Here is a 19732-nt window from a genome sequence, read left to right as displayed (position 1 = left end):
GGTCGAGTACTTGAGTACACTCCCTGCGAAAATTTTTATCTTCCTTGCAAGCAGCAAAAAATCTTATTTTTTAGGATTCTTCCGGCACCAGCACCCGTCTTCCGCTTCGCTCCAGACGGAAAGTGGAAGTGCGGCCCGCGCTGTACAATCCGGCTCCTCTTTTTTTGTGTATGACCTCTCCGTAAAGAGGCATGGTCTCGGTAGATTTACGAATGCTGCGAATGCACGCGCTCGCCCTCGGCCTCGCGCTTGGCGAGATTGTTGAGCGCGTCCACAAAGGCCCGGGCGCTGGCGACGAGGATGTCCGGGTGATTGCCCCGGCCCACCACCGAAAGGCCGTTCTCGCGCAGGCGCACCGTCACTTCGCCGAGGGCGTCCGTACCGCCCGTGATGGCGTTGATGGAGTATTGCTCGAGCTCGGGCTGGCGCCCGGCAAGGTCGGCGATGACATTGTAGAGCGCGTCGATGGGCCCGGCGCCGAAGCCCGCGCCGCTCTTTTCCTCCCCGGCCACGTCCATGAGCACCGCGGCGGTCGGGGGCACGCCGCCGGCGTCCGAGCTCTGGACGCTCACATGCCTGAGGCAGAGGCGGTCGGGGATGCGGTAGACCTCCTGCTGGACGAGGGCCATGAGGTCTTCGTCGTGGAGCTGCTTCTTGCGGTCGGCCAGCGCCTTGACAGCCTCGAAGACCTGGTTCAGCTGCTCGTCGTCGAGCTTGTACCCGAGGCTCTCGAACTTGCTGCGCACCGCGTTTCTGCCCGAATGCTTGCCGATGACAAGGTGGGTGGCGCTGCGGCCCACGGCCTGCGGGGTCATGATCTCGTAGGTCTCGCGGTGCTTGAGCATGCCGTCCTGGTGGATGCCCGACTCGTGCGCGAAGGCGTTGGCGCCGGTGATGGCCTTGTTGTTGGGGATGGGCTGGCCGATGATGATGGAGAGCAGCCGGCAGGTGGGATACAGCTGCTCGGTCTTGATGTTGTCCTCAAGGCCGTAGTAGTCGCGGCGCACATGGAGCGCCATGGCGACTTCCTCGAGGGCCGCGTTGCCCGCGCGTTCGCCGATGCCGTTGAGCGCCACCTCGGCCTGGCGCGCGCCGGCGTGCAGCGCGGCCAGCGTGTTGGCCACGCCGAGGCCGAGGTCGTCATGGCAGTGCACGCTGAACACGGCCTTGCCGCTATTGGGCGTGTTTTCCATCACATAGCGCACCTTGGCGGCGAATTCCTCGGGCTGGGCATAGCCCACGGTGTCCGGCAGGTTGATGGTGGTGGCGCCGGCGTCAATGGCCGCCTCCACCACGCGGCACACAAAGTCGAGATCCGAGCGGGAAAAATCCTCGCAGGAAAATTCCACATTGGGCGTGTAGCCGGCGCAGCGCGCCACCGAGGCTTTGGCCAGCTCCAGCACCTCCTCGGGCGTCTTGCGCAGCTTGAACTCCATGTGCAGGGGCGAGGTGGCGATGAAAGTATGGATGCGCGGGCGCACGGCCACTTTCACGGCCTCCCAGCAGCGGTCGATATCCTTCTCGGCGCAGCGGGCAAGGCCCGCGATCTGCACGTCCGGGCCGGCCTGGGCCGCGATGGCGCGCACAGCCTCGAAATCGCCCGGGCTGGACGCCGGGAAGCCGGCCTCGATGATGTCCACGCCCAGCACCTCGAGCTGGTGGGCGAGGCGCAGCTTTTCCTGAAAGTTCATGGTCGCGCCGGGCGACTGTTCGCCATCGCGCAGGGTGGTGTCGAAGAAATAGACGCGATCAGACATGGGATGCCTCCAAAACGGTAGGATGGGGCGCGGTGTCCTGGCCCCGGCCGGGGGAGCCGTGCGCTCCCGCTCCCGTGCGCTGTGCCGGCCGGTCACTCGTCCTGCGTGGCCAGCGAGCGCATGAGCTTGCGGTCGCGGCGCGGCAGGATGTAGAAGGTATAGATGAGGCCGCCCGCGATGTAGAGGGCGCAGTAGACAAAGCCGAAGACGCGCGGCACGGAGACCACCAGCGCCAGGAGGAAGAGGAAGGCCAGCATGCTCCTGACCGGGTGCGCGGTGAGGATGTCGTATTCCTTGAAGGAGAAATAGCGCACCCGGCTCACCATGAGCACGCCCACGGCCACGGCGAGCGCGAGGGCCGCATAGGGCGTGACCGTGTTCAGCGCCTCGGGGAAGAGCGCCGCGAAAAAGATGAACGTCACCACCGTGCAGCCGCCCGCCGGGATGGGCAGGCCCATGAAGAAGCGCTTGCCCGTGACGGCCGTGCTCACGTTGAAGCGCGCGAGCCTAAGCGCCCCGCAGGCCGCGAAGATGAAGGCCGCGGCCACGCCCACGCGCCCGAAATTGCAGAGCTGCCAGTGCCAGAGCAGGATGGCCGGCGCGAGACCGAAGGCCACGAGGTCGGCGAGGGAGTCGTACTGCACGCCGAACTCGCTCGCCGTGTTGGTGAGCCGCGCCACCTTGCCGTCGAGGCCGTCCATGAGCGCCGAGGCGAGGATGGCCATGCCCGCCTGCTCGAAGCGGCCCTGCCCGGCCCAGACCATGGACAGAAAGCCCAGGAACATGCTCAGGGTGGTGAGCATGTTGGGCAAAAGGTAGGCCCCGCGGACGGGCTTTTTGCGTTGGGCGTTGTCCATGCGTTGACTCGGTGGGGCGGCAGGAGCTGTCACTGCCCGTCCCTGCGGGCGATGGCGCTTTCGCCGGCAAAGACCTTGTCGCCCGGTTGTACCGCCGGAACATAGCCTTCGGGCAGGTAAAGGTCAACTCTCGAGCCGAAGCGGATCAGGCCCACGCGCTCGCCGCGGCCGAGGCGGTCGCCGCGCTCGGCGCGGCAGACGATGCGCCGGGCCACGAGGCCCGCGATCTGCACCATGGTCCATGCCTGGCCGTTCTCGTCCGCAAGGCGCCAGCCGCAGCGCTCGTTGTCCGTGGAGGCCTTGTCCAGCGAGGCGTTGAAGAACTTGCCCGGCCAGTAGCGCACCTCGTCCACCGTGCACGCCACGGGGACGCGGTTCACATGAACGCTGAAGAGGTTCATGAAGATGCTGACGCACAGCATCTCCTTGCCGCTGAAGGGGTCGGCGCGCTTTTCCATGCGGATGACGCGGCCGTCGGCCGGGCTCACGGCGACATCGGGCGAGGTGGGGCCCACGCGCTCCGGGTCGCGGAAGAAGTAGAGGCAAAAGAGGGTGATGAGCCAGCAGAGCAGGGCGCCCGGCCAGCAGCCGATGACCGCGAGAAGCAGGCTCGTGAACGCGGCAAGCCCGATGAAGGGCCAGCCTTCCGGCGCGATGCCTGAGGTTGCGGGACGCATGGCGACTCCTTTTCTGGCCGCCCTGCGTGCCATTCACCCTGGGCGGCGCGATGGTGGAAGCCGCACCATATGCCGGCGGCCGCCGAATGGCAAGCCGCGGCGCCTTCGCCGGGGCGGCCGCTATTGGAGAGGGAAGAGAGGTTCCGGGCCGGGCAGGCTCACCCCCCCACCCTCCGCCTCCTCCCGGGCGAGGGCGTCCGCCGGGGCCGGCATGGCCCGCTTGAGGGCCAGCTCCCGCTCGAGCCAGCGCAGGAGCGCGTCAAGCCCCTCGCCGTTACGCGCGGAAAGCGGGATGGCGCCGGGGAAGGCCCCCCTGAGCTCCTCCCGCGCGGGTTCCGGCAGCCTGTCCCACTTGTTGAGCGCGAGCACGCGCGGCACCCCGTGAAGCCCGAGCTCTTCAAGGATGGTCTCCACCGAGGCGATCTGCTGGAGCAGGTCGGGGTGCGAGGCGTCGGCCACATGCACGAGAAAGTCCGCGGCCGCCAGCTCCTCCAGTGTGGCGCGGAAGGCGTCCATGAGCTCGCGCGGCAGGTTGCGGATAAAGCCCACGGTGTCGGCGATGACCACCTCGCGCTCGCCGGGCACGCGCAGGCGCCGCGTGGCCGGGTCGAGGGTGGCGAAGAGCCGGTTTTCCGCGAGCACCCGGGAGCGCGTCAGCGTGTTGAGCAGGGTGGACTTGCCGGCATTGGTGTAGCCCACGAGCGCCGCCTGCGGGATGCCGCGCCGGCCGCGCCTGGCGAGCCCGCGCTGGCGGCGGAGCTTTTCCAGCTCCCGGGTGAGGCGCGTCATGCGCTCGCGCACCTTGCGGCGGTCGGTCTCGAGGCGGCTCTCCCCCGGGCCGCGGCCGCCCACGCCGCCCATGAGCCGGTCGAGCGCGCGGTTGCGCCCGGCGAGGCGCGGCAGCACATAGCGCAACTGCGCGAGCTCCACCTGGAGGCGCCCGGCGCGCGAGGCCGCGTGCTGGGCGAAAATGTCAAGGATGAGCTGGGTGCGGTCGATGACCTTGCGCTCGGTGATGTCCGCGAGATTGTGGATCTGCGCGGGCGAGAGCTCGCCGTCGAAGACGAGGATGTCCGCGTTCTCCCTGAGCGCCATGACCTCCAGCTCGGCGAGCTTGCCCTTGCCGAGGATGGAATGCGGGTCCGGCCGGGCCACCCGCTGGATGAGGCGCCCGCACACGGCGAGGCCGGCCGTGCGCGCAAGCTCGGCGAGCTCGGAAAGGCGCTGCTCCTGCACGGGCCGCGGCTCCGGCGCCACGGAGACGAGCAGGGCGCGGCCGGCGCATGTGTTTTGCGCCGCCTCGCCGGCGTCCGGCCCGGCATCCAGCCCGGCCGGCGGGGCCGCGGGCAGCGCCGAAAGCGCGGCTTCTATCTCCGCGGCGCGGGCCGCGAAATCCGCGGCAGTCCTGTCCCAGGGGCGCGGCTCGTCCACCTGGCAGGGCGGCGAGCCGGCCGTGGCGGTGCTTCCCGGGGCGAGGGTGGCCCCCTGCCAGCGCACGGGCTCGCCCTCAGGGTTCACGGAAAGCGCGATGATGGCGTCGAGCCTGAGGAAGAGGAGATCCATGAGATCCTCTTCCGTAAGGCCCTCGGGCGAGAGATGGGTATGCAGGAGCCTCAGGCCGCGCAGGCGCGAGGCCGGGGCGCTGCGCACGGCCGCCCGGGCGGAAGGATGTCCGGGCCGGTGGGGCCGGAGCCGGGCGCCGGGGGGCGGCGCGCTGTCGGCCTCGGGGGCGCCGGTGGCGCCGCGGCCGCGCGGAAGTTCGGGGATGAGGATGCCCGAGGTCGTGCCCACGATGACCATGCGCACGCGGCCCTTGCGGTCGATGAGCAGCCCGATCTGCCGGCCGAGCGAGCGCGAGAGCAGGGCCAGCTCCCGCGCCTGGTCGATGCTGTAGACATCCGCGGCCGGGAAGCGGCGGTTGAAGAGCCGGTTCAGGGCCGTGAGCTGGCTCGGCTTGAGCCCCTGGAGATTGCCTTCCGGTTTGGGAATGACAGCCCCCGCTCAGGCCGACGGCCGCAGATAGGACGCGATGAGCGCGTCATAGCGCGAGGTCGCCTCAAAGGCGCGCGAGGCCATGAGCTGCCGGAACTCCAGGCCCACGCACATGTCGTGGCTGCCCAGTTCCTCCATGGCCGGCCCGTACCACTGCGGCGAGGGCACCACGAGCACGCTGTGGAAGTTCTTGGCCGCGGCGCGCAGCATGCAGGGGCCGCCGATGTCGATCTCCTCCACGGCCTGCTCGAGCGAAAGGCGGCGTTCCACGGCGCCCGCGAAGTCGTAGAGGTTGACGCACACGAGGTCGAAGGGGCGGATGCCCTTTTCGGCCAGCGTGTCCATGTGCAGCGGGTCGTCCTTGTTGGCGAGGATGCCGGCGTGGATCTTGGGGTGCAGCGTCTTGACGCGGCCGCCGAGGATTTCGGGGAAGCCCGTCACCGTGCTCACGGCCGTGACGGGCAGGCCCTCGGCCTCGAGCATTTTTTGCGTGCCGCCCGTGGAGACGAGCTCCACGCCGCGGCTGGCGAGAAAGGCGGCGAAGGCCGCAAGGCCGCTCTTGTCCGTGACGCTCAAGATGGCGCGCCGCACGCGCAGAAGATCCATATGCGCTCCCTCCATAAATGACGGCGTGAAAGAAGGGCCAGTGCGCCCGGGGGGCGCCGTGTTGTATTAGCGCAAAAGCGCGGCCGCCGCAACGGCGCGGGCCCGCTTGGCGCCGCTTGCACTCGCGCCCCGCCTGCGGCTATGCTGGCAGGGGAGGCGCCATGCTTGTCAAACTCGTTTCCTGGAATGTGAACGGCGTGCGCGCGGTCTCGGCCAAGCCGGACTGGCGCTGGTTCAGCGAGACGGACGCGCAGGTGGTGGGCCTGCAGGAGACCAAGGCCAGCCCGGAGCAGGTGCCGGAGCCCGTGCGCGACCCTGAGGGCTGGCAGGCCTGGTGGGACCCGTGCACCGTGCGCAAGGGCTATTCGGGCGTGGCGGTCTTCAGCCGCATCCAGCCGCTCAAGGTGGAATACGAGCTCCCCGACCCGTCCTGGCAGGGCGAGGGGCGCCTGCTGCACCTCGAATTTCCGTGGTTCCACTATTTCAACGGCTATTTCCCCAATGGCGGCGCCGAGGAGCTGGACGCGGACGGGCGCCCCACGGGCGGCTTCAAGCGGCTCGGCTACAAGATGGGCTTTTTCGAGGCCTTCGTGGACTATGCCCAGAAGTGCCGCCAAACCAAGCCCGTGGTGGTCTGCGGGGACTTCAACATCGCCTGCGAGCCCATCGACCTCGCCCGGCCCAAGGACAATGAGAAGACCACGGGCTTTTTGCCCGTGGAGCGCGACTTCATGAAGCGCTTCAAGGCGCTGGGCTATGTGGACACCTTCCGCCATGTGCACGGCGACGTGCCGGAGAAGTATACATGGTGGTCGTACAAGGCCAGGGCGCGGCCGCGCAACGTGGGCTGGCGGCTCGACTATTTCTTCGTGTCCGAGGAGCTGGCCCCGGCCATCGTGGACGCCTGGATAGAAAGCGACATCCACGGCTCGGACCATTGCCCGGTGGGCGTGGCCCTGCGCGTGGGCGAGGACTGAGCGCGGGAAACCGTGGCGGGCGTGCCTAGCCGCCCGCGTACTTGCGGCGCAGCTCGTCCCCGGCTTTCGTCACGGCCTCGCGCATCTTCCTGCGGGCCTGGGCAAGGCGCTCGGCGAGCGCCGCGTCCGTGAGCGCGAGGATCTGCGCGGCCAGCCACGCGGCGTTGCGCGCGCCGGCCTTGTCGAGGGCCACGGTCGCCACGGGAAAGCCCGGGGGCATCTGCACGGTGGAGAGCAGGGCGTCCATGCCGCCGAGCGAAGAACCGCTCACCGGGATGCCGATGACCGGCTTCAGGGTGCGCGCGGCCACGGCCCCGGCGAGATGCGCGGCCATGCCCGCCGCGCAGATGAAGACGGCCGCCCCGGCCGCTTCCTCACTGGCCACGATGGCCTCCGTGCGTTCGGGCGTGCGGTGCGCCGAGCTCACCGTGAGCACGAAGGGCACGCCGAGCTCGCGCAGCACGTCCGCGCAGGGCGCGATGGTTGGCTCGTCCGACTGTGAGCCCATGAGGATGACCACATGCGCCATGGGCGCTCCCTCCCGTGTTTTCCGGCGTTTCAGTTCTTCGCGGCAAGGCGCCTGAGGCCCTTGGCGCCGATGTCACGGCGGTAAAAGCTCTCGGGCATGGTGATTTTCTCCAGCGCCGCATAGGCCTTCGCCTGCGCGTCGGCGAGGTCGTCGCCGAGCGCTGTCACGCAGAGCACCCGGCCCCCGGCGGAGACGGTCTTGCCGCCCTCCGTGCGCGTGCCGCTGTGGAAGACCTTGACCCCGGGCAACGCATCTGCCTCGGAAAGCCCCTCGAGGGGCATGCCCTTTTCATAGCTCCCGGGATAGCCTTTGGCGGCCAGCACCACGCCGAGCGCGGTCTTGTCGCTCCACGAAAGGGCGCCTGGGTCGAGCTTCCCCTGCACGCAGTCCAGCATGAGCCCTGCGAGGTCGCCCTCAAGGCGCATGAGCAGGGGCTGGCACTCCGGGTCGCCGAAGCGGACATTGTATTCCAGCACCTTGGGGCCGTCCGGCGTCATCATCAGGCCCGCGTAGAGCACGCCGCGGAAGGGGTGGCCGCGCCGCGCCAGCTCGCGGAGCACCGGGCGCACGGCGATGTCGGCCAGTTCCTCCAGCTTTTCGTCCGGGAGCACCGGGGCCGGGCTGTAGGCGCCCATGCCGCCGGTATTGGGGCCCTCATCATTGTCCCACGCGGCCTTGTGGTCCTGCGCCGAGGGCAGGGGCACGGCGCGTTCGCCGTCGCAGAGGCAGAGCAGGGAGACCTCCTCGCCGTCCAGCCGCTCCTCAAGCAGGACGCGCGCGCCGGCGGCGCCGAAGGCCTTGTCCTTGAGCATGGAATCCACCGCCTCAAGGGCTTCTTCCATCGTGCGCGCGACCACCACGCCCTTGCCCGCGGCGAGGCCGTCGGCCTTGATGACCGGCGGCTTCCTGCTGTCGCGGATATGCCCGCGCGCGGCTTCGGCATCGGTGAACACCGCGCAGGCCGCCGTGGGCACGCCGGCCGCGGCCATGACCTCCTTGGCGAAGCTCTTGCTGCCTTCCATCTGCGCGCAATAGGCATCCGGCCCGAAGCAGGGGATGCCGGCCTCCGTGAGCTTGTCAGTGATGCCGAGCGTGAGCGGCAGCTCGGGCCCGGGCACCACGAGGTCGATATGCTCGCGCCGGCAGAAGTCCACGATGCCGTCGAGGTCGTCCACGGCGAGGGCGACGTTGCGCACCTTGCCCCCCTCGGTGCCGCCGTTGCCCGGCGCCACGAAGACGGCTTCGGCCGCCTGGCCGAGCTTCCAGGTGAGCGCGTGCTCGCGGCCCCCTGAACCGATGACGAGAATACGCACGCTGACTCCTTGTGGCCTGAGGGTTCGGCCCTAGCGGTTCGGGTTGACCTCAAAGTCGCTCATGTCCGCCGGCGTGTTGGGGTCCATCTGCGAAACATCGAGCGGATAGGCGAGGATCATGGACTGCCGGCTGCCGATGCCAAGCTCGGGCGAGGTGTTGACGCCGACCACGAGGTCCACGATGCCGTCATTGGTCACGTCGGCGAGGTCGATCTCGGCCACCGAGCCCTTGATGCGCCGGGTCTTCCACTTGAGGGCCAGGCCCACGCCGTCCCAGTAGAGGGCGTGGATCTCGCCCTGCGGGAAGAAGCGGTAGCGGTCGAAGAACTGCGAGGCCGTGGAAATGGGCTTGTTGAGCATGAGCACATGCTCGCCGGTGCGGCCGATGTCGGCCGAAATCATGCGCATGGGCGCATAGATCTTGCCCGGGAGCTGGCCTGTCTTGTCGATGCCGAGGCCGGGCATGGTCTTGTAAAAATCCATGCCCGTGGCCGAGCCCGAGAAGCGCTCCATGGTGGTGTGCACCGGCGTTGAGCCGTTGGCCTGGAAGAGCTTGACGCGCTCGTCGTCGGTGAGCATGGCGAGCATGTCGCCGGAATTGTCCTTGCCGGCAGGGATCCAGGCCACGTTGAACACGGTGGCGCCGGAGGGGAGGCTCAGGCGTGCGCCGAGGGCGTACTTGTTGCCCTGCTTGACGAGCAGGTGCACGCCGGGCGCGAAGAGCTTGATGCTGTCATAGCCCTGGCCCACCAAGGTGGGCGTGAAGTTGGGCGGCGTGCGGAGCACGCTGGCGAAATAGGGGATGCGCTCGGCGCACTGGGTGAGCTTGTTGCCCTTGAAGGAGAAGAAGTAGGAATAGGGCCGGTTGCTCTCTTCCTCAAAGGTGGCGATGACGAGGTCGGAGGCGCCGTCGCGGTTGAGGTCCATGGCGCGCATGGAGAAATTCAGGTTGGATGCCGAGACCGTGGTGGTGCCGAGCTGCCTGAGCCGGCCCCCTTCCTCCCAGAGGTAGATGGTGAGGGTGTGGTCGCCCAGAAAGGCGATCTCGTTCTTGCCGTCGCCGTTGAAGTCGGCCACGGCCATGTCCACCATGTTTTCCTTGATGCGCTGGCTGCGCAGTCGCGAGCCGTCCGCGGCGCCGGCGCCCTGGTAGCGGAACTGCGGGTTGAGGTAGGTCTGCTGCTGGCCGGTCTCGTTGACGATGATCTCGCCGCCGGCAGCGCGGGCGCCCGCGGGGGCCGTCTGGCCGGGCTGGCGCGTCATGAAGGCCGGCTTCGCGGCCACGGTCACGCCCATCACCTCGGAGCCGAGCGCGGAGCTCACGTTCTGGACCGCGCCGGTGAGCCCGCTCACCGGGGCCTCCACCGTGCGGCTCCACGTCTTGCCGGCCTTGTCCACGCAGTTGACCTCAATGGCGCAGTCATTGCCCATGACGTTGACCGTGCCGAAGACGGCGTAATCCGCGCCGGAAGAGGCGAGCGCCTTGCGCGCCTCGGCCGCGGAAAGGGCCTTGCCCTGAAGGCTCTTGCCCTCGAGCACGCCCGGCCGGTTGAGCTTGCCCTGGATGGTGCCGGGCACGGCCTTGGCAAGATAGCTGTAACTTTGCGGCGCGTTGACCGTAAAGGGCGCGATGACAAAGGATTTTTGCGAGGGCTGGGCGGCATGCGCGATTGCCCCCAGGCAGAGGACGGCCATGGCGAGCGAAAGCGCGAGCGAAAGGCGCAGGGCAGGTTTCATCCCGGGACTCCTTGAGTTTGGGCGCAGGGTACGCCGGGCGCACTATAGCCGTTCCCGGCCCGTGGCGCAACCGTGAGGCGCGTGCGCGGCTTCCGTGGTGGCACCCCTCCCGGATGGGCGCCCGCCGCACTCCGCCCCGGCCGCGCCATTGTCTCCGGGCCGGCCTTCTGCTATGGTCGCGGCGCTGGGCGGGGAGGCCGGCCTATGGGACAGGACATCTTCGATCTCGTCATCATCCTCACCCTTGTCTTTTTCACCCTGCGCGGCGCGCGCGTGGGCCTGGTGGGCGAGGTGGCGGGCGTGGTCTCGCTTTTGGGCGGCTTCTGGGGCGCCCGGGCCTTTCACGGGCTCGTCTCGCCGCACCTGACCTTCATTTCCAGCGAGGGCTGGCGCACGTTCGCGGCCTGGGGGCTGGTGTTCGCGGGCATCATGCTCGGCGTGGGGCTTGCCGCGCGGCTCGTGAAGAAGCTGGTGGCCTTTTCCTTCGCCTCCTGGGCGGACAGGCTGGCCGGCGGCGTCTTCGGGCTGGCCAAGGGCGTGCTCATCTGGGCGCTCGTGCTCATCGTGGCGGAAAAGCTGTTCCAGAACGACGCCTTCATGCGCGATTCGCGCGTCATGCCCTATTTTCACGCCCTGGTGGGGCAGCTTCGGGAATGGCTGCCGCCGGACATCGCGGCGAAGCTCGGCCTCTGACACGGCCAGGGAGGGATTTCATGAAAGATGACCGCAGCTCGTGCGCCCTTGCCGCCCTCAGTGAGGTGATAGGCCGGCTCACCGCGCCGGACGGCTGCCCCTGGGACAGGGCGCAGACCCCGGAGAGCATGGCCGAATACCTTATTGAAGAAAGCCATGAACTGGCGGCGGCGCTGCGCGCGGGCGACGCGGCCGCGGTGCGCGAGGAACTGGGCGACGTGGCCTTTCTCCTGCTCTTCGTGGCCGGCATGTACGAGAAGCGCGGGGAATTCACCCTCGCCGACGCGCTCACCGAGAACCGCGCCAAGATGGTGCGCCGGCACCCGCATGTCTTTGCCGGCGAGACCTTCCCTGACCTCGACGCGCAGCTCGCCCGCTGGGAGGCCATCAAGCGCGCCGAGCACGAGGCCGCGGGCGCGCCGCAGGGCCTGTTCGCAAGCCTGCCCGCGAGCCTGCCGCCGCTCACCAAGGCCTACCGCATCCATTCCAAGGCCGCGCGCGTGGGCTTCACCTGGCCCACCGACGAGGAGGTGGAGCAGCAGGTGGAGGCCGAATGGCTCGAATGGCTGGATGTCGCCGCCGGCGACGACACTGCGGCCCAGAAGCACGAGCTCGGCGACCTCATCTTTTCCCTCGTGGAGCTCGGGCGGCGCAAGGGCATCAAGGCCAATGACGCGCTGGACGCCGCCGACAACCGCTTCCTCCGGCGCTTTGCCCGCATGGAGGAGCTGGCGCGCGAGCGCGGTCTCGACTTCGCGGCCCTTTCGCTGGACGAAAAGGACGAACTCTGGAACGAGGCCAAGGCGGAGGAAGGCGCCCCTGCCGGAGCTGGCGAGACCGCCGGCACGCCCGGGGCGGAGTCCTAGCCATGGCGCCCGGGCGTCCCGCGCCGGCCGCCCTTTTCCGCTCCCTCCTCTTTTGCGCGCTTGTGGGCGCGTGTCTGCTCCTGCTGTTGGGCGGCTGCGCCCGCCGCGCCCCGCACGCGGCGCCGCCCGCAGCGAGCGGCCTGCCCCGCGCCGACCCCGGCTATCTGCAATGGCTCGAGCGGCAATCCATGCTCGGCCAGGCCCCGGAGCTCGCCGCCCAGGTCTCGGGCACAGAACGCCTCTGGCACAACAGCGGCGAGGCCGTGCGCGTGCCCGTGCTTCTGCGCGCCGCGCCCAACTGGCTCTCGCTGGACGGCAGCTCCCTCGCCGCGTCGCGGCCGCTCTTCGCCGCCCTCGGCGCCGCGCGCCTGCCGGAAAAGCTCCCGGCCCTCGGCCTGGAGGGTCTCTTCCTCGCGCCCGTGGGCGAGCGGGCCGACATCTGGACGGCGGAAAGCCCGGACGGTGGCGCCACTGATGACAGCCGCCGCCCGGCCGCCCCGGCCTCGCTCACGCCCGACCCGGCGTGGGGGAATGCCGAGGACTTTGGCCGCCTCGCCGCCATGGCCGAGGAAGCGGGCGTCCAGCTCGGCGGGGAACTCATCCCGGCGGCCACGGGCCTCGGCCCGGATTTCATCCTCCAGGCCCGTCAGGTGCCGCGCTTCGCGGGCACCTATGCCATGATCTCCGTGCCGCCCGAGGCCTGGGGCGATTTGCCCGAGGCCCGCGGCGAATGGGACTGCCGCCCGCTGGACGCCGCAGGGGTGGCGCGCCTTGCGGAGCGGGGTCTGCTCCCGCCGGCGCTCCTGCGCGACCGCCTCCACTGGGCCGCGCCCTCGGGCTGGGCCGCCACCGGCGAGGTGCGCGGGGCCGACGGCCAGCTGCGGCGCTGGGTCTACCGCCACGGCCCCCATGTGCTTGCGCCGGTGCTCCACTGGCAGGACCCCACGGGCCGGGCGCGGCGCATCTTTTCCGCGGCCAGCATCCGCCAGACCGGCCTCGAGGGCCAGACGCTGACGGGCCTTCGCTTCGAGGCCCTGATGGGCCTAGACGTGGCACCGGACGGTACGGGGGCAGCTGCGGGGGCAGCGGGGGAGGCGCCCCTTGAGCGCGCCGCCCTGGCGCCGGGCCTCGAGGCGCTGGACGAGGCCGCGCGCGAGATCCACCGCTACGGCGGCTGGGCGCTTCAGGCCGACGCCCTGCCGCCAGCGCTCGCGCCGCTCATCCTCACAGGGCCTGTGGATTTCACCCGCGACGCCGCCACGCCAAGCGCCGCCGCCCGGGCGCTCCTCACGGGCGACACGGCCCCGCTGGCCGGGCTTTTGCGCGCAGCCCTGGCCGAAGGCGTGGACCAGAGCCGCCTTGCGCGCGGACCGCTGGGGGAGGGCGGCCTCGGGCCGGAGGCTGAGGGGGAAACGCCGGCCACGCTCGCCCTGCGCGCCCTGGGCCTTCCCGCGTCACCTCCCGCCGGCACCGCGGATGGCCGCACCCTGCGCGAGGCCTGCCTGTTCGTGCTCGGCTGGCGCATCGGCCTTCCCGGGCTCGCCTTTTTGAGCCCGCAGGAACTCACGGGCGCCCTGGCGCCTCAAGGCGGCGGCGAAGGCCTGACGCCGGTGTGGGAAACTGCCTCGGGCCATGCCGGCACCGCGCAAGCCCTGCGGCTGGCCTTCGGGACGCTGGCGGAGCAGGAGGGCAAGCCGGACAGCTTCTTGCGCGCCGTGGGGCGCCTGCTCCTCGCGCGCAAGGCTTCGGGCCTCGCCCTGGGGCGCCTTGTGGCCGTGAGCGGAGGCCGGGACGGCTGGCTCGCGGCGCTCAGCGCGCTCCCCGAAGGCGGCATGTGGCTCACCGTGGGCAACGCTTCGTCGAAACGGCGCACGCTCACCATATCGTTGCCCGCAAGCGTGGGTTCCGCCACCGACGCCGCCGAGGCCGTCCCCGGCCTCGCGCCCCCGCGCCTTGGGGCCGGGGGCCGCAGCGTGGAAGTGGAGCTTGACGCCCGCCAATGCCGGCATGTACTTCTAAGACACTGAACCGCGCCCTTAAAAATGTTCACAAGGAGCCAGCCATGAGCGACGCCGAGACGACCACGGCCACCACTGGCAAGGATGAAAGCCCGCTGACGGAAAAAGCCCCTGCCGGCAATGCGGCCGAAGCGGCGCAGCCGGAGGCCGGCCCCGAATCCCCCGCGGACGCCGCCGCTGTGTCCCCGGAAGGCGCCGCGGACGCTGCTCCTGGATCTTCCGCGGAAGCTCCCGTGGACGCTGCCGCCGCTCCCGGGCGCCACGGCGACACGGTGGCCGCGGCCCTTGCCCGATCGGAAGCCGCCGGCGGCGGAGCCTCCTCGCGCCCGGACCGCTGCGAGCGTGTCTTTCGCTTCCTGAGCCGTCTCGGGCCGCTCTTCCTGCTGGTCATCCTGGCGGCGCAGGTCTGGCCGGATTTCTGGCACGCGCTTGCCGGCAACGGGCTCTACTGCCCGGCCGAGGCCCGGAACATCGAGGCGTTCTTCCTCTCCATGGCCCAGAGCGCGTGGCTCACGCCCGGGGCCGACGGCGTGGCCCACTGGCCCTTCTTCACCTGGTTCATGGGCATGCTGGCGCCGCTCCCGGTGATGCTCACCGGCTCGCCCGACCCGCTCTTCCCGCTGGCCGGGACGCTCGCCGCGGCGCTCGCGCTCATCGCCGTGTGGGGCCTCGCGCGGGCCGCGGGCTTTGGCGCCAAGGCCGCGCTGGCGTCGGGGCTGCTGCTTTTGGCCGCGCCGCTCTTCGCGCCGCTCGGGCATTTCACCGGGCCCGCGGCGCTCGCCTCCGCGCTCATGGTCTTTTCGCTGGTCTGCTTCTGCCACGGCTGGCAAACGTCGCACGCCTGGTGCTCGCTGCCCGCGGGCTTCGCCCTCTCCGGCCTCGCCGGGCTCACCGGGGGGCCCTTCTTCCTCGCGGTGCCGCTCATCGCGAGCTTCTGCTTCCTCGTATGGCGGGGCGGCTTCCGCCGCGCCCAGGCGCTGGACGCGGTGGCGGGCTTCCTGCTCCTCCTGCTCCTCGTGGGCGCTTGGCTTGCGGCCATCATGCTCGGCGAGGATGACGGCGGCTATCTCGCCCAGCTCTTCGGCCGCGCCGTGCAGAAGCCGTGGCCGCTGCCCGGCCACTGGTGGCTCGCCGCCTGCGTGACCGGCGCGGGCCTCGTGCCGTGGGTGCTTGCCATCTTCGGCGTTTCCTGGTTCCGGGTGCTGCGCGAGGCGCCGCGGGACCTCGCCGCGTCGCGGCGCTCGGGCGGCGCGGCCCTGCTGTGGACTGCCCTTGTGGCCGGCCTCCTGCTCACGCCCTGCGTGCCCGCAGGGCAGGCGCAAATGCTCGCCGTGGCGCTGGCCTGCCTCGGAGCGCCCCTGCTCGGCAAGGCCATCCTCGCCCTGCCGCGCCTCTCCGGGCATTTGCTCTACGCCTGCGCCTCCCTGCTCCTGTTGGCGGCGGGCATCGTGCTGCTCGGCGCGAGCTTCGAGCTCACCCAGGGCGCGCTCGCGGGCCTCTCGCCCGTGAGCCTTGACGGCCAGCTCCTCGCGGCCCTGCGCGGCATGCCGGGCATGCCCGTGCTCGGCGGGCTCTCCCTTCTGGGCGCGGTCATCATGGCCCGCTTCGTGCGCGGCGAGCACGGCGGCGGGGGCCTCGTGGCGGCCAGCGTGATCAGCGTCCTTCTTGCGCAGCCGGCGACCCTGCTCATCGCGCCGGAACTGGGCAAGGTGCCGGCCTGCGGGCTTGCGACGCTCCCGGCCATCCAGAAGGCCGCCCAGGCGCAGCTCATGCCCAGGCGCGCGCCGGAGCCCCCGGCCTCGGCGGCGCCCCTGCCGGAACCCATCGAGCCGGCGCCCGTGCCGCCCGTGCCGGCGCAAACCGCCCCCGGGGAGCCCGCGGCGCCCGAAGCGGTGGCACCCGAGTCTGCCCCCGCGCTTCCCGAAGCTCCGGCCGAGGTGCCGGCGGCCCCCGAAGCTCCAGCTCCCGAAGCAGTCGCGCCCGAGGCGCCCGCGGCCCCGGTGCAGGAGGTGCCGCCGGTGCCTGATGCGGCGCCGGAAGCGGCGCCCGTGCCGGACACGCCGGCCGTGCCCGAAGCCCCGGAAAACCCCGAAGCTGCGCCCGCTCCTGAAGTCCGGGCGCCGGAAGCGATCCCTACGCCGGAACCGGCGCCCGAAGCCGTGCCAGCCCCGGAACAGGCGCCGCAGGATGCGCCGGCTCGGGAGCCTGTCACCGAGCTGTAGCGCGCTGTTTTTTCTGCCCAAGGGCGCCATGCCGCGGGATCTTCCCGGGCATGGCGTCTTTGCGCTTGACAGGGGGGGCGAAACTGCGTATTCAAGGCGCGTTCAAGTGGTTTCGCCCTGTGTTCCCGTGGTTTTTCGGGGCGAGCCGCTGCGTCCTCGAACGGGAAGTGCGGGCTCGCCCGCAGGCGGGGCGTCCGCAAATATCCGTTCATGTGGGGAGGCCTTGAGGGGCCCCCTTTTTTTTGTCCCGGCGCCGGGCCGGCCATGCCGGCCCCTCCGCAGGAGAATGACAAGGGCCATGCCGGAAACTCTTGAAGAAACCGTCACCCGCCTCGTGAGCCCGCTCGTCCGGGCGCAGGGGCTCGGGCTCTGGGGCGTGGAGGTGCTGCCCGGCGGGCGCACCAAGGTGCGCGTGTTCGTGGACGTGCCGCGGCCGGCGCAGCCTGCCGGTGCCGCCGGGGCTGAGGCGCCCGCGGAAGAAGCCGCTAAAGCCGCTTTCGCCGAGCCCGGTTCGGCGAGCATCGACCAGTGCGAGGAGATCTCGCGCCAGCTCGGCATCGCCATGGACGTGGAGGACTGCGTGCCCGAAGCCTGGGTGCTGGAAGTGTCCTCCCCGGGTCTTGACCGCCGCTTTTTCAGCCTTGACCAGATGGCCCCCTATGTGGGCGACCTTGTGGAAGCGCGCCTCGCCTCCCCGGTGACGCCCGAGGGCGAGGGCGGCGCGGCCCCGCGCCTGCGCTGGCGCGGCCGGCTCACGGGCGTGGACGCCGACGGCTTCACCCTCGAGCCGTGTGCCGTCTCGGCCGACGGCGAGGTGCGCCCCGAGGGCGGCGCCCCGGTGCATCTCCCTTGGGCCGAAGTGCGCAGGGCCTCCCGCATCCCCGTTTTTCAGAAGCCCGCCAAGCCAGGAAAGGGGCCGGGTAAAGCTCCCGGCAAGGGGCGGGCCCGCCATCCCAGCCAAGCCGGCCGCGCCCGTGCGGCCGCCGGAGGCAGACATGAATCTTGAGCTCAAGAAGGCCATTGACCAGATCAGCAAGGACAAGGGCCTTGACCGCGACATGCTCATCGACACCCTGGAGGAGGCCGTGCGGATGTCCGTGCTGCGCCGCTTCAGCGAGGACATGGACGTGGAAGTGACCTATAATGACGAAACCGGCGACATTGAGGTCTATCAGTTCAAAATCGTGGTCGAGGACGGCGACGTGGCCAACGAGGACACCCAGATCGCGCTCGCAGAGGCCCGCGAGCACGACCCCTCGGTGCAGCTCGACGACGAGATGGGCTTCCGCGTCAAGGTGGAGGACCTGGGGCGCATCGCCGCGCAGTCGGCCAAGCAGGTCATCATCCAGCGCATGCGCGACGCCGAGCAGGAAATCATTTATGAGGAATACAAAGACCGCGTGGGCGAGATCGTCTCCGGTATAGTGCAGCGGCGCGACAAGGGCGGCTGGGTGGTCAATCTCGGCCGCACCGAGGCCATCCTGCCCCGCGAGGAGCAGATCCCGCGCGAGCACTACAAGCGCGGCGACCGCCTCCAGGCGCTGATCATCGACGTGCGCAAGGAGGGCCGCGGCCCGCAGGTGGTCATCTCCCGCGCGCACCGCGACTACATGGCCGCGCTCTTCCGCCGCGAGGTGCCCGAGGTGGACGACGGCGTGGTCCAGATCATGGGCGTGGCGCGCGACCCCGGCTCCCGCGCCAAGGTGGCGGTCATCTCGCGCGAGCGCGACGTGGACCCGGTGGGCGCCTGCGTGGGCGTGCGCGGCTCGCGCATCCAGAACATCGTGCAGGAGCTGCACGGCGAGCGCATCGACATCGTGGTCTGGAGCCCGGACATCGCCACCTATGCGCGCAATGCCCTCGCGCCGGCGCTGGTCTCGCGCATCGTGGTGGACGAGGAGGAGAACCTGCTCGAGGTCATCGTGCCCGACGACCAGCTCACCAACTCCATCGGCCGCAAGGGCCAGAACGTGAAGCTCGCCGCGCGCCTTCTGGGCTGGAAGGTCGATATCTTCACCGAGACCCGCTACAACGAGGCCAATGCCATCGGCCACGGCCTCGAGCAGGTGGCGAGCGTGGCCGAGGTCTCCATCGAGGCGCTGCTCGCCGCGGGCTATTCGTCGCTGGCCGCCTTGCGCGAGGCCACGGACGAGGAGCTTTCGGACAAGCTCGGCATCAGCGAGGCGCGCATTTCCGACCTGCGCTCGGCCATTAACTTCCTCGCGCCCGTGGTGGAGGACGATCCCGAGCCCTCGGCCGTGAGCCTGACGGTGGAAGCCGCGGAGGATGTGCCGGCGGAAGGCGCGGCGAAGGACGGCGCGGATGCCTGAAGCCGGCGCCATCTGCGGCCCCGTGCGGATGTGCGTCATCTGCCGGCGCCGCTTCGCCAAGGCGGAGCTGGCCCGCCATGTGCTGACGCCGGAAGGGATTTTGATCATTGACGAGGCGCAGAAAAGCCCGGGCAGGGGCTTTTACCTGTGTCCCGACCCCGCCTGCGGACGCAGGTTCGAGAAGTACAGGCCGGGAACGCGGCAAAGGGGGCGGCGCTCGCGCGCTGCCGCCGGGAGGAGCAAGGGGGCCATATGGCAGAAATAAAGATCAAGGTGAAGGACCTCGCGAGCGAGCTCGGCGTGCCCACGCGGGACATGCTCCCGGCCTTGCGCGAGCTCGGCGTCTCGGCCAAGAGCATGGCCGGCTCCGTGGACGAGGAGGAGGCCGCCCGCCTGCGCGCGCACTTCGCCGCCCGCAAGGAAAGCACGGTGGAGCGCACCACGGTGCAGCCCAATGTCATCGTCCGCCGCCGCCGCAAGGAGGCGCCCGCGCCTGAAGCCCCGGCAGCCCCCCCGGCCGCGCAAGCCGCGCCCGGGCCGGAAGCGGCGAAGACCGCGGAAGCCCCGAAGGCGGCCAAAGCCGAGGCCCCCGAAGCCGCCCCCGGGACCGCGCCCGCCGCGGAAAGCGCCCCCACGGCTGCTGCCGACGCCGAAGCCGCGGCCCAGCGCCGTCCCGCCGGGGCGCGGATCATCAGGAGGCCCGGCGAGGCCGCGCCCGCCGCGGCCAAGGCCGAAGCCACCAGGACCGAAGACGCCAAGGCCGCCCCGGCCGAAGCCGAGGCCCCCAAGGCCGAAGCCGCCAAAGCCGAGATCGCCGAGTCCGCTGCCCAGGCTCCCCGGTCCGAGGAAGCGCCGGCGGCCAAGCCGGCCGAAGCCGCCACCCCCGAAGCGGCAGAAAAGGTGGAAGCCCCCGGGGCCGAAGCCGCGGCCGCGGCTGCTGATCAGGCCTCCCGGCCCGAGCCGGCGGAAAAGAGCGCCAAGCTCTCGCGCATCGCGCGACCCGACGCCTCGGCGGTGCCCGAAGGCTCCTCCGCGCCCACCCTGCCGCCGCGCAGCGAGTCGCGCCGCGAGGCCGAGGCCGACGCCGAGGGCGACGAACGCGCCCGCGGCGCCCGCCAGGACGCCGCCCCGCAGGTGCGCATCATTTCGAGGCCCGCT

The 19732-nt window shown here is 70.6% G+C and carries 17 protein-coding genes; 9 read left to right on the top strand and 8 right to left on the bottom strand.

Features of this window, described 5'->3' with window-relative positions; translation table 11 throughout:
* Nucleotides 1–206: 206 nt before the first annotated feature.
* The 5 genes from HDR50_RS11835 to HDR50_RS11815 all read right to left on the bottom strand — a co-directional run bounded on the left by HDR50_RS11835 (nucleotide 207) and on the right by HDR50_RS11815 (nucleotide 5889).
* Nucleotides 207–1757, bottom strand: a complete 1551-nt coding sequence (locus HDR50_RS11835; protein ID WP_291358439.1) for a 2-isopropylmalate synthase — start codon at nucleotides 1755–1757, stop codon at nucleotides 207–209.
* A gap of 92 nt (nucleotides 1758–1849) precedes the next feature.
* On the bottom strand, nucleotides 1850–2614 hold the full coding sequence (pssA, locus tag HDR50_RS11830; protein WP_291358437.1) for a CDP-diacylglycerol--serine O-phosphatidyltransferase: 765 nt from the start codon (nucleotides 2612–2614) through the stop codon (nucleotides 1850–1852).
* 29 nt (nucleotides 2615–2643) lie between these two features.
* Nucleotides 2644–3291, bottom strand: a complete 648-nt coding sequence (locus HDR50_RS11825) for a phosphatidylserine decarboxylase family protein (protein ID WP_291358435.1) — start codon at nucleotides 3289–3291, stop codon at nucleotides 2644–2646.
* 120 nt (nucleotides 3292–3411) lie between these two features.
* Nucleotides 3412–5097: a GTPase HflX gene (hflX, locus tag HDR50_RS11820; protein ID WP_291358433.1), complete on the bottom strand. Its 1686-nt coding sequence runs from the start codon at nucleotides 5095–5097 to the stop codon at nucleotides 3412–3414.
* A gap of 195 nt (nucleotides 5098–5292) precedes the next feature.
* A complete protein-coding gene (locus HDR50_RS11815) occupies nucleotides 5293–5889 on the bottom strand; it encodes an IMP cyclohydrolase (RefSeq protein ID WP_291358432.1) in 597 nt (198 codons plus the stop codon).
* A 161-nt stretch (nucleotides 5890–6050) separates the two neighbouring features.
* Between HDR50_RS11815 and HDR50_RS11810 the strand changes: the two genes are divergently transcribed.
* Nucleotides 6051–6866 carry an exodeoxyribonuclease III gene (locus HDR50_RS11810; protein WP_291358431.1) on the top strand — a complete coding sequence of 272 codons (816 nt, stop codon included), beginning with the start codon at nucleotides 6051–6053 and terminating at the stop codon, nucleotides 6864–6866.
* A gap of 25 nt (nucleotides 6867–6891) precedes the next feature.
* On the opposite strand, the gene purE is transcribed toward HDR50_RS11810, so the two are convergent.
* The 3 genes from purE to HDR50_RS11795 are packed head-to-tail and all read right to left on the bottom strand — an operon-like array spanning nucleotide 6892 to nucleotide 10445.
* Nucleotides 6892–7395, bottom strand: coding sequence for a 5-(carboxyamino)imidazole ribonucleotide mutase (gene purE / locus HDR50_RS11805; protein ID WP_291358429.1), 504 nt, complete (start codon nucleotides 7393–7395; stop codon nucleotides 6892–6894).
* A gap of 29 nt (nucleotides 7396–7424) precedes the next feature.
* Nucleotides 7425–8708: a phosphoribosylamine--glycine ligase gene (gene purD / locus HDR50_RS11800; protein WP_291358427.1), complete on the bottom strand. Its 1284-nt coding sequence runs from the start codon at nucleotides 8706–8708 to the stop codon at nucleotides 7425–7427.
* 30 nt (nucleotides 8709–8738) lie between these two features.
* Nucleotides 8739–10445, bottom strand: coding sequence for a VCBS repeat-containing protein (locus tag HDR50_RS11795; RefSeq protein ID WP_291358426.1), 1707 nt, complete (start codon nucleotides 10443–10445; stop codon nucleotides 8739–8741).
* Nucleotides 10446–10649: 204 nt separating this feature from the next.
* Between HDR50_RS11795 and HDR50_RS11790 the strand changes: the two genes are divergently transcribed.
* The 8 genes from HDR50_RS11790 to HDR50_RS11755 form a co-directional block, all read left to right on the top strand.
* A complete protein-coding gene (locus HDR50_RS11790; RefSeq protein ID WP_291358424.1) occupies nucleotides 10650–11138 on the top strand; it encodes a CvpA family protein in 489 nt (162 codons plus the stop codon).
* Between the two features lie 20 nt (nucleotides 11139–11158).
* On the top strand, nucleotides 11159–12004 hold the full coding sequence (mazG, locus tag HDR50_RS11785; protein ID WP_291358423.1) for a nucleoside triphosphate pyrophosphohydrolase: 846 nt from the start codon (nucleotides 11159–11161) through the stop codon (nucleotides 12002–12004).
* Nucleotides 12005–12006: 2 nt separating this feature from the next.
* On the top strand, nucleotides 12007–14031 hold the full coding sequence (locus tag HDR50_RS11780) for a hypothetical protein (protein WP_291358422.1): 2025 nt from the start codon (nucleotides 12007–12009) through the stop codon (nucleotides 14029–14031).
* A 35-nt stretch (nucleotides 14032–14066) separates the two neighbouring features.
* Nucleotides 14067–16244: a hypothetical protein gene (locus tag HDR50_RS11775; protein ID WP_291358421.1), complete on the top strand. Its 2178-nt coding sequence runs from the start codon at nucleotides 14067–14069 to the stop codon at nucleotides 16242–16244.
* A 298-nt stretch (nucleotides 16245–16542) separates the two neighbouring features.
* Nucleotides 16543–17250 (top strand): ribosome maturation factor RimP, encoded by a 708-nt coding sequence (locus HDR50_RS11770; RefSeq protein ID WP_291358420.1) that lies wholly within the window; start codon nucleotides 16543–16545, stop codon nucleotides 17248–17250.
* Nucleotides 17240–18574 (top strand): transcription termination factor NusA, encoded by a 1335-nt coding sequence (gene nusA / locus HDR50_RS11765; protein ID WP_291358419.1) that lies wholly within the window; start codon nucleotides 17240–17242, stop codon nucleotides 18572–18574. The genes HDR50_RS11770 and nusA overlap by 11 nt, the downstream gene beginning before the upstream one ends.
* Nucleotides 18567–18839 (top strand): YlxR family protein, encoded by a 273-nt coding sequence (locus tag HDR50_RS11760; RefSeq protein WP_291358417.1) that lies wholly within the window; start codon nucleotides 18567–18569, stop codon nucleotides 18837–18839. The genes nusA and HDR50_RS11760 overlap by 8 nt, the downstream gene beginning before the upstream one ends.
* Nucleotides 18827–19732 (top strand): translation initiation factor IF-2 N-terminal domain-containing protein (locus HDR50_RS11755; RefSeq protein ID WP_291358415.1); only part of this gene is annotated, 906 nt, incomplete at its 3' end. The genes HDR50_RS11760 and HDR50_RS11755, both read left to right, overlap by 13 nt.

It is taken from the genome of Desulfovibrio sp., assembly GCF_014803725.1.
GTDB lineage: Bacteria > Desulfobacterota > Desulfovibrionia > Desulfovibrionales > Desulfovibrionaceae > Desulfovibrio.
The sequence above is the reverse complement of the archived record's forward strand: the minus strand, read 5'-3'. Positions and strand labels throughout refer to the sequence as shown.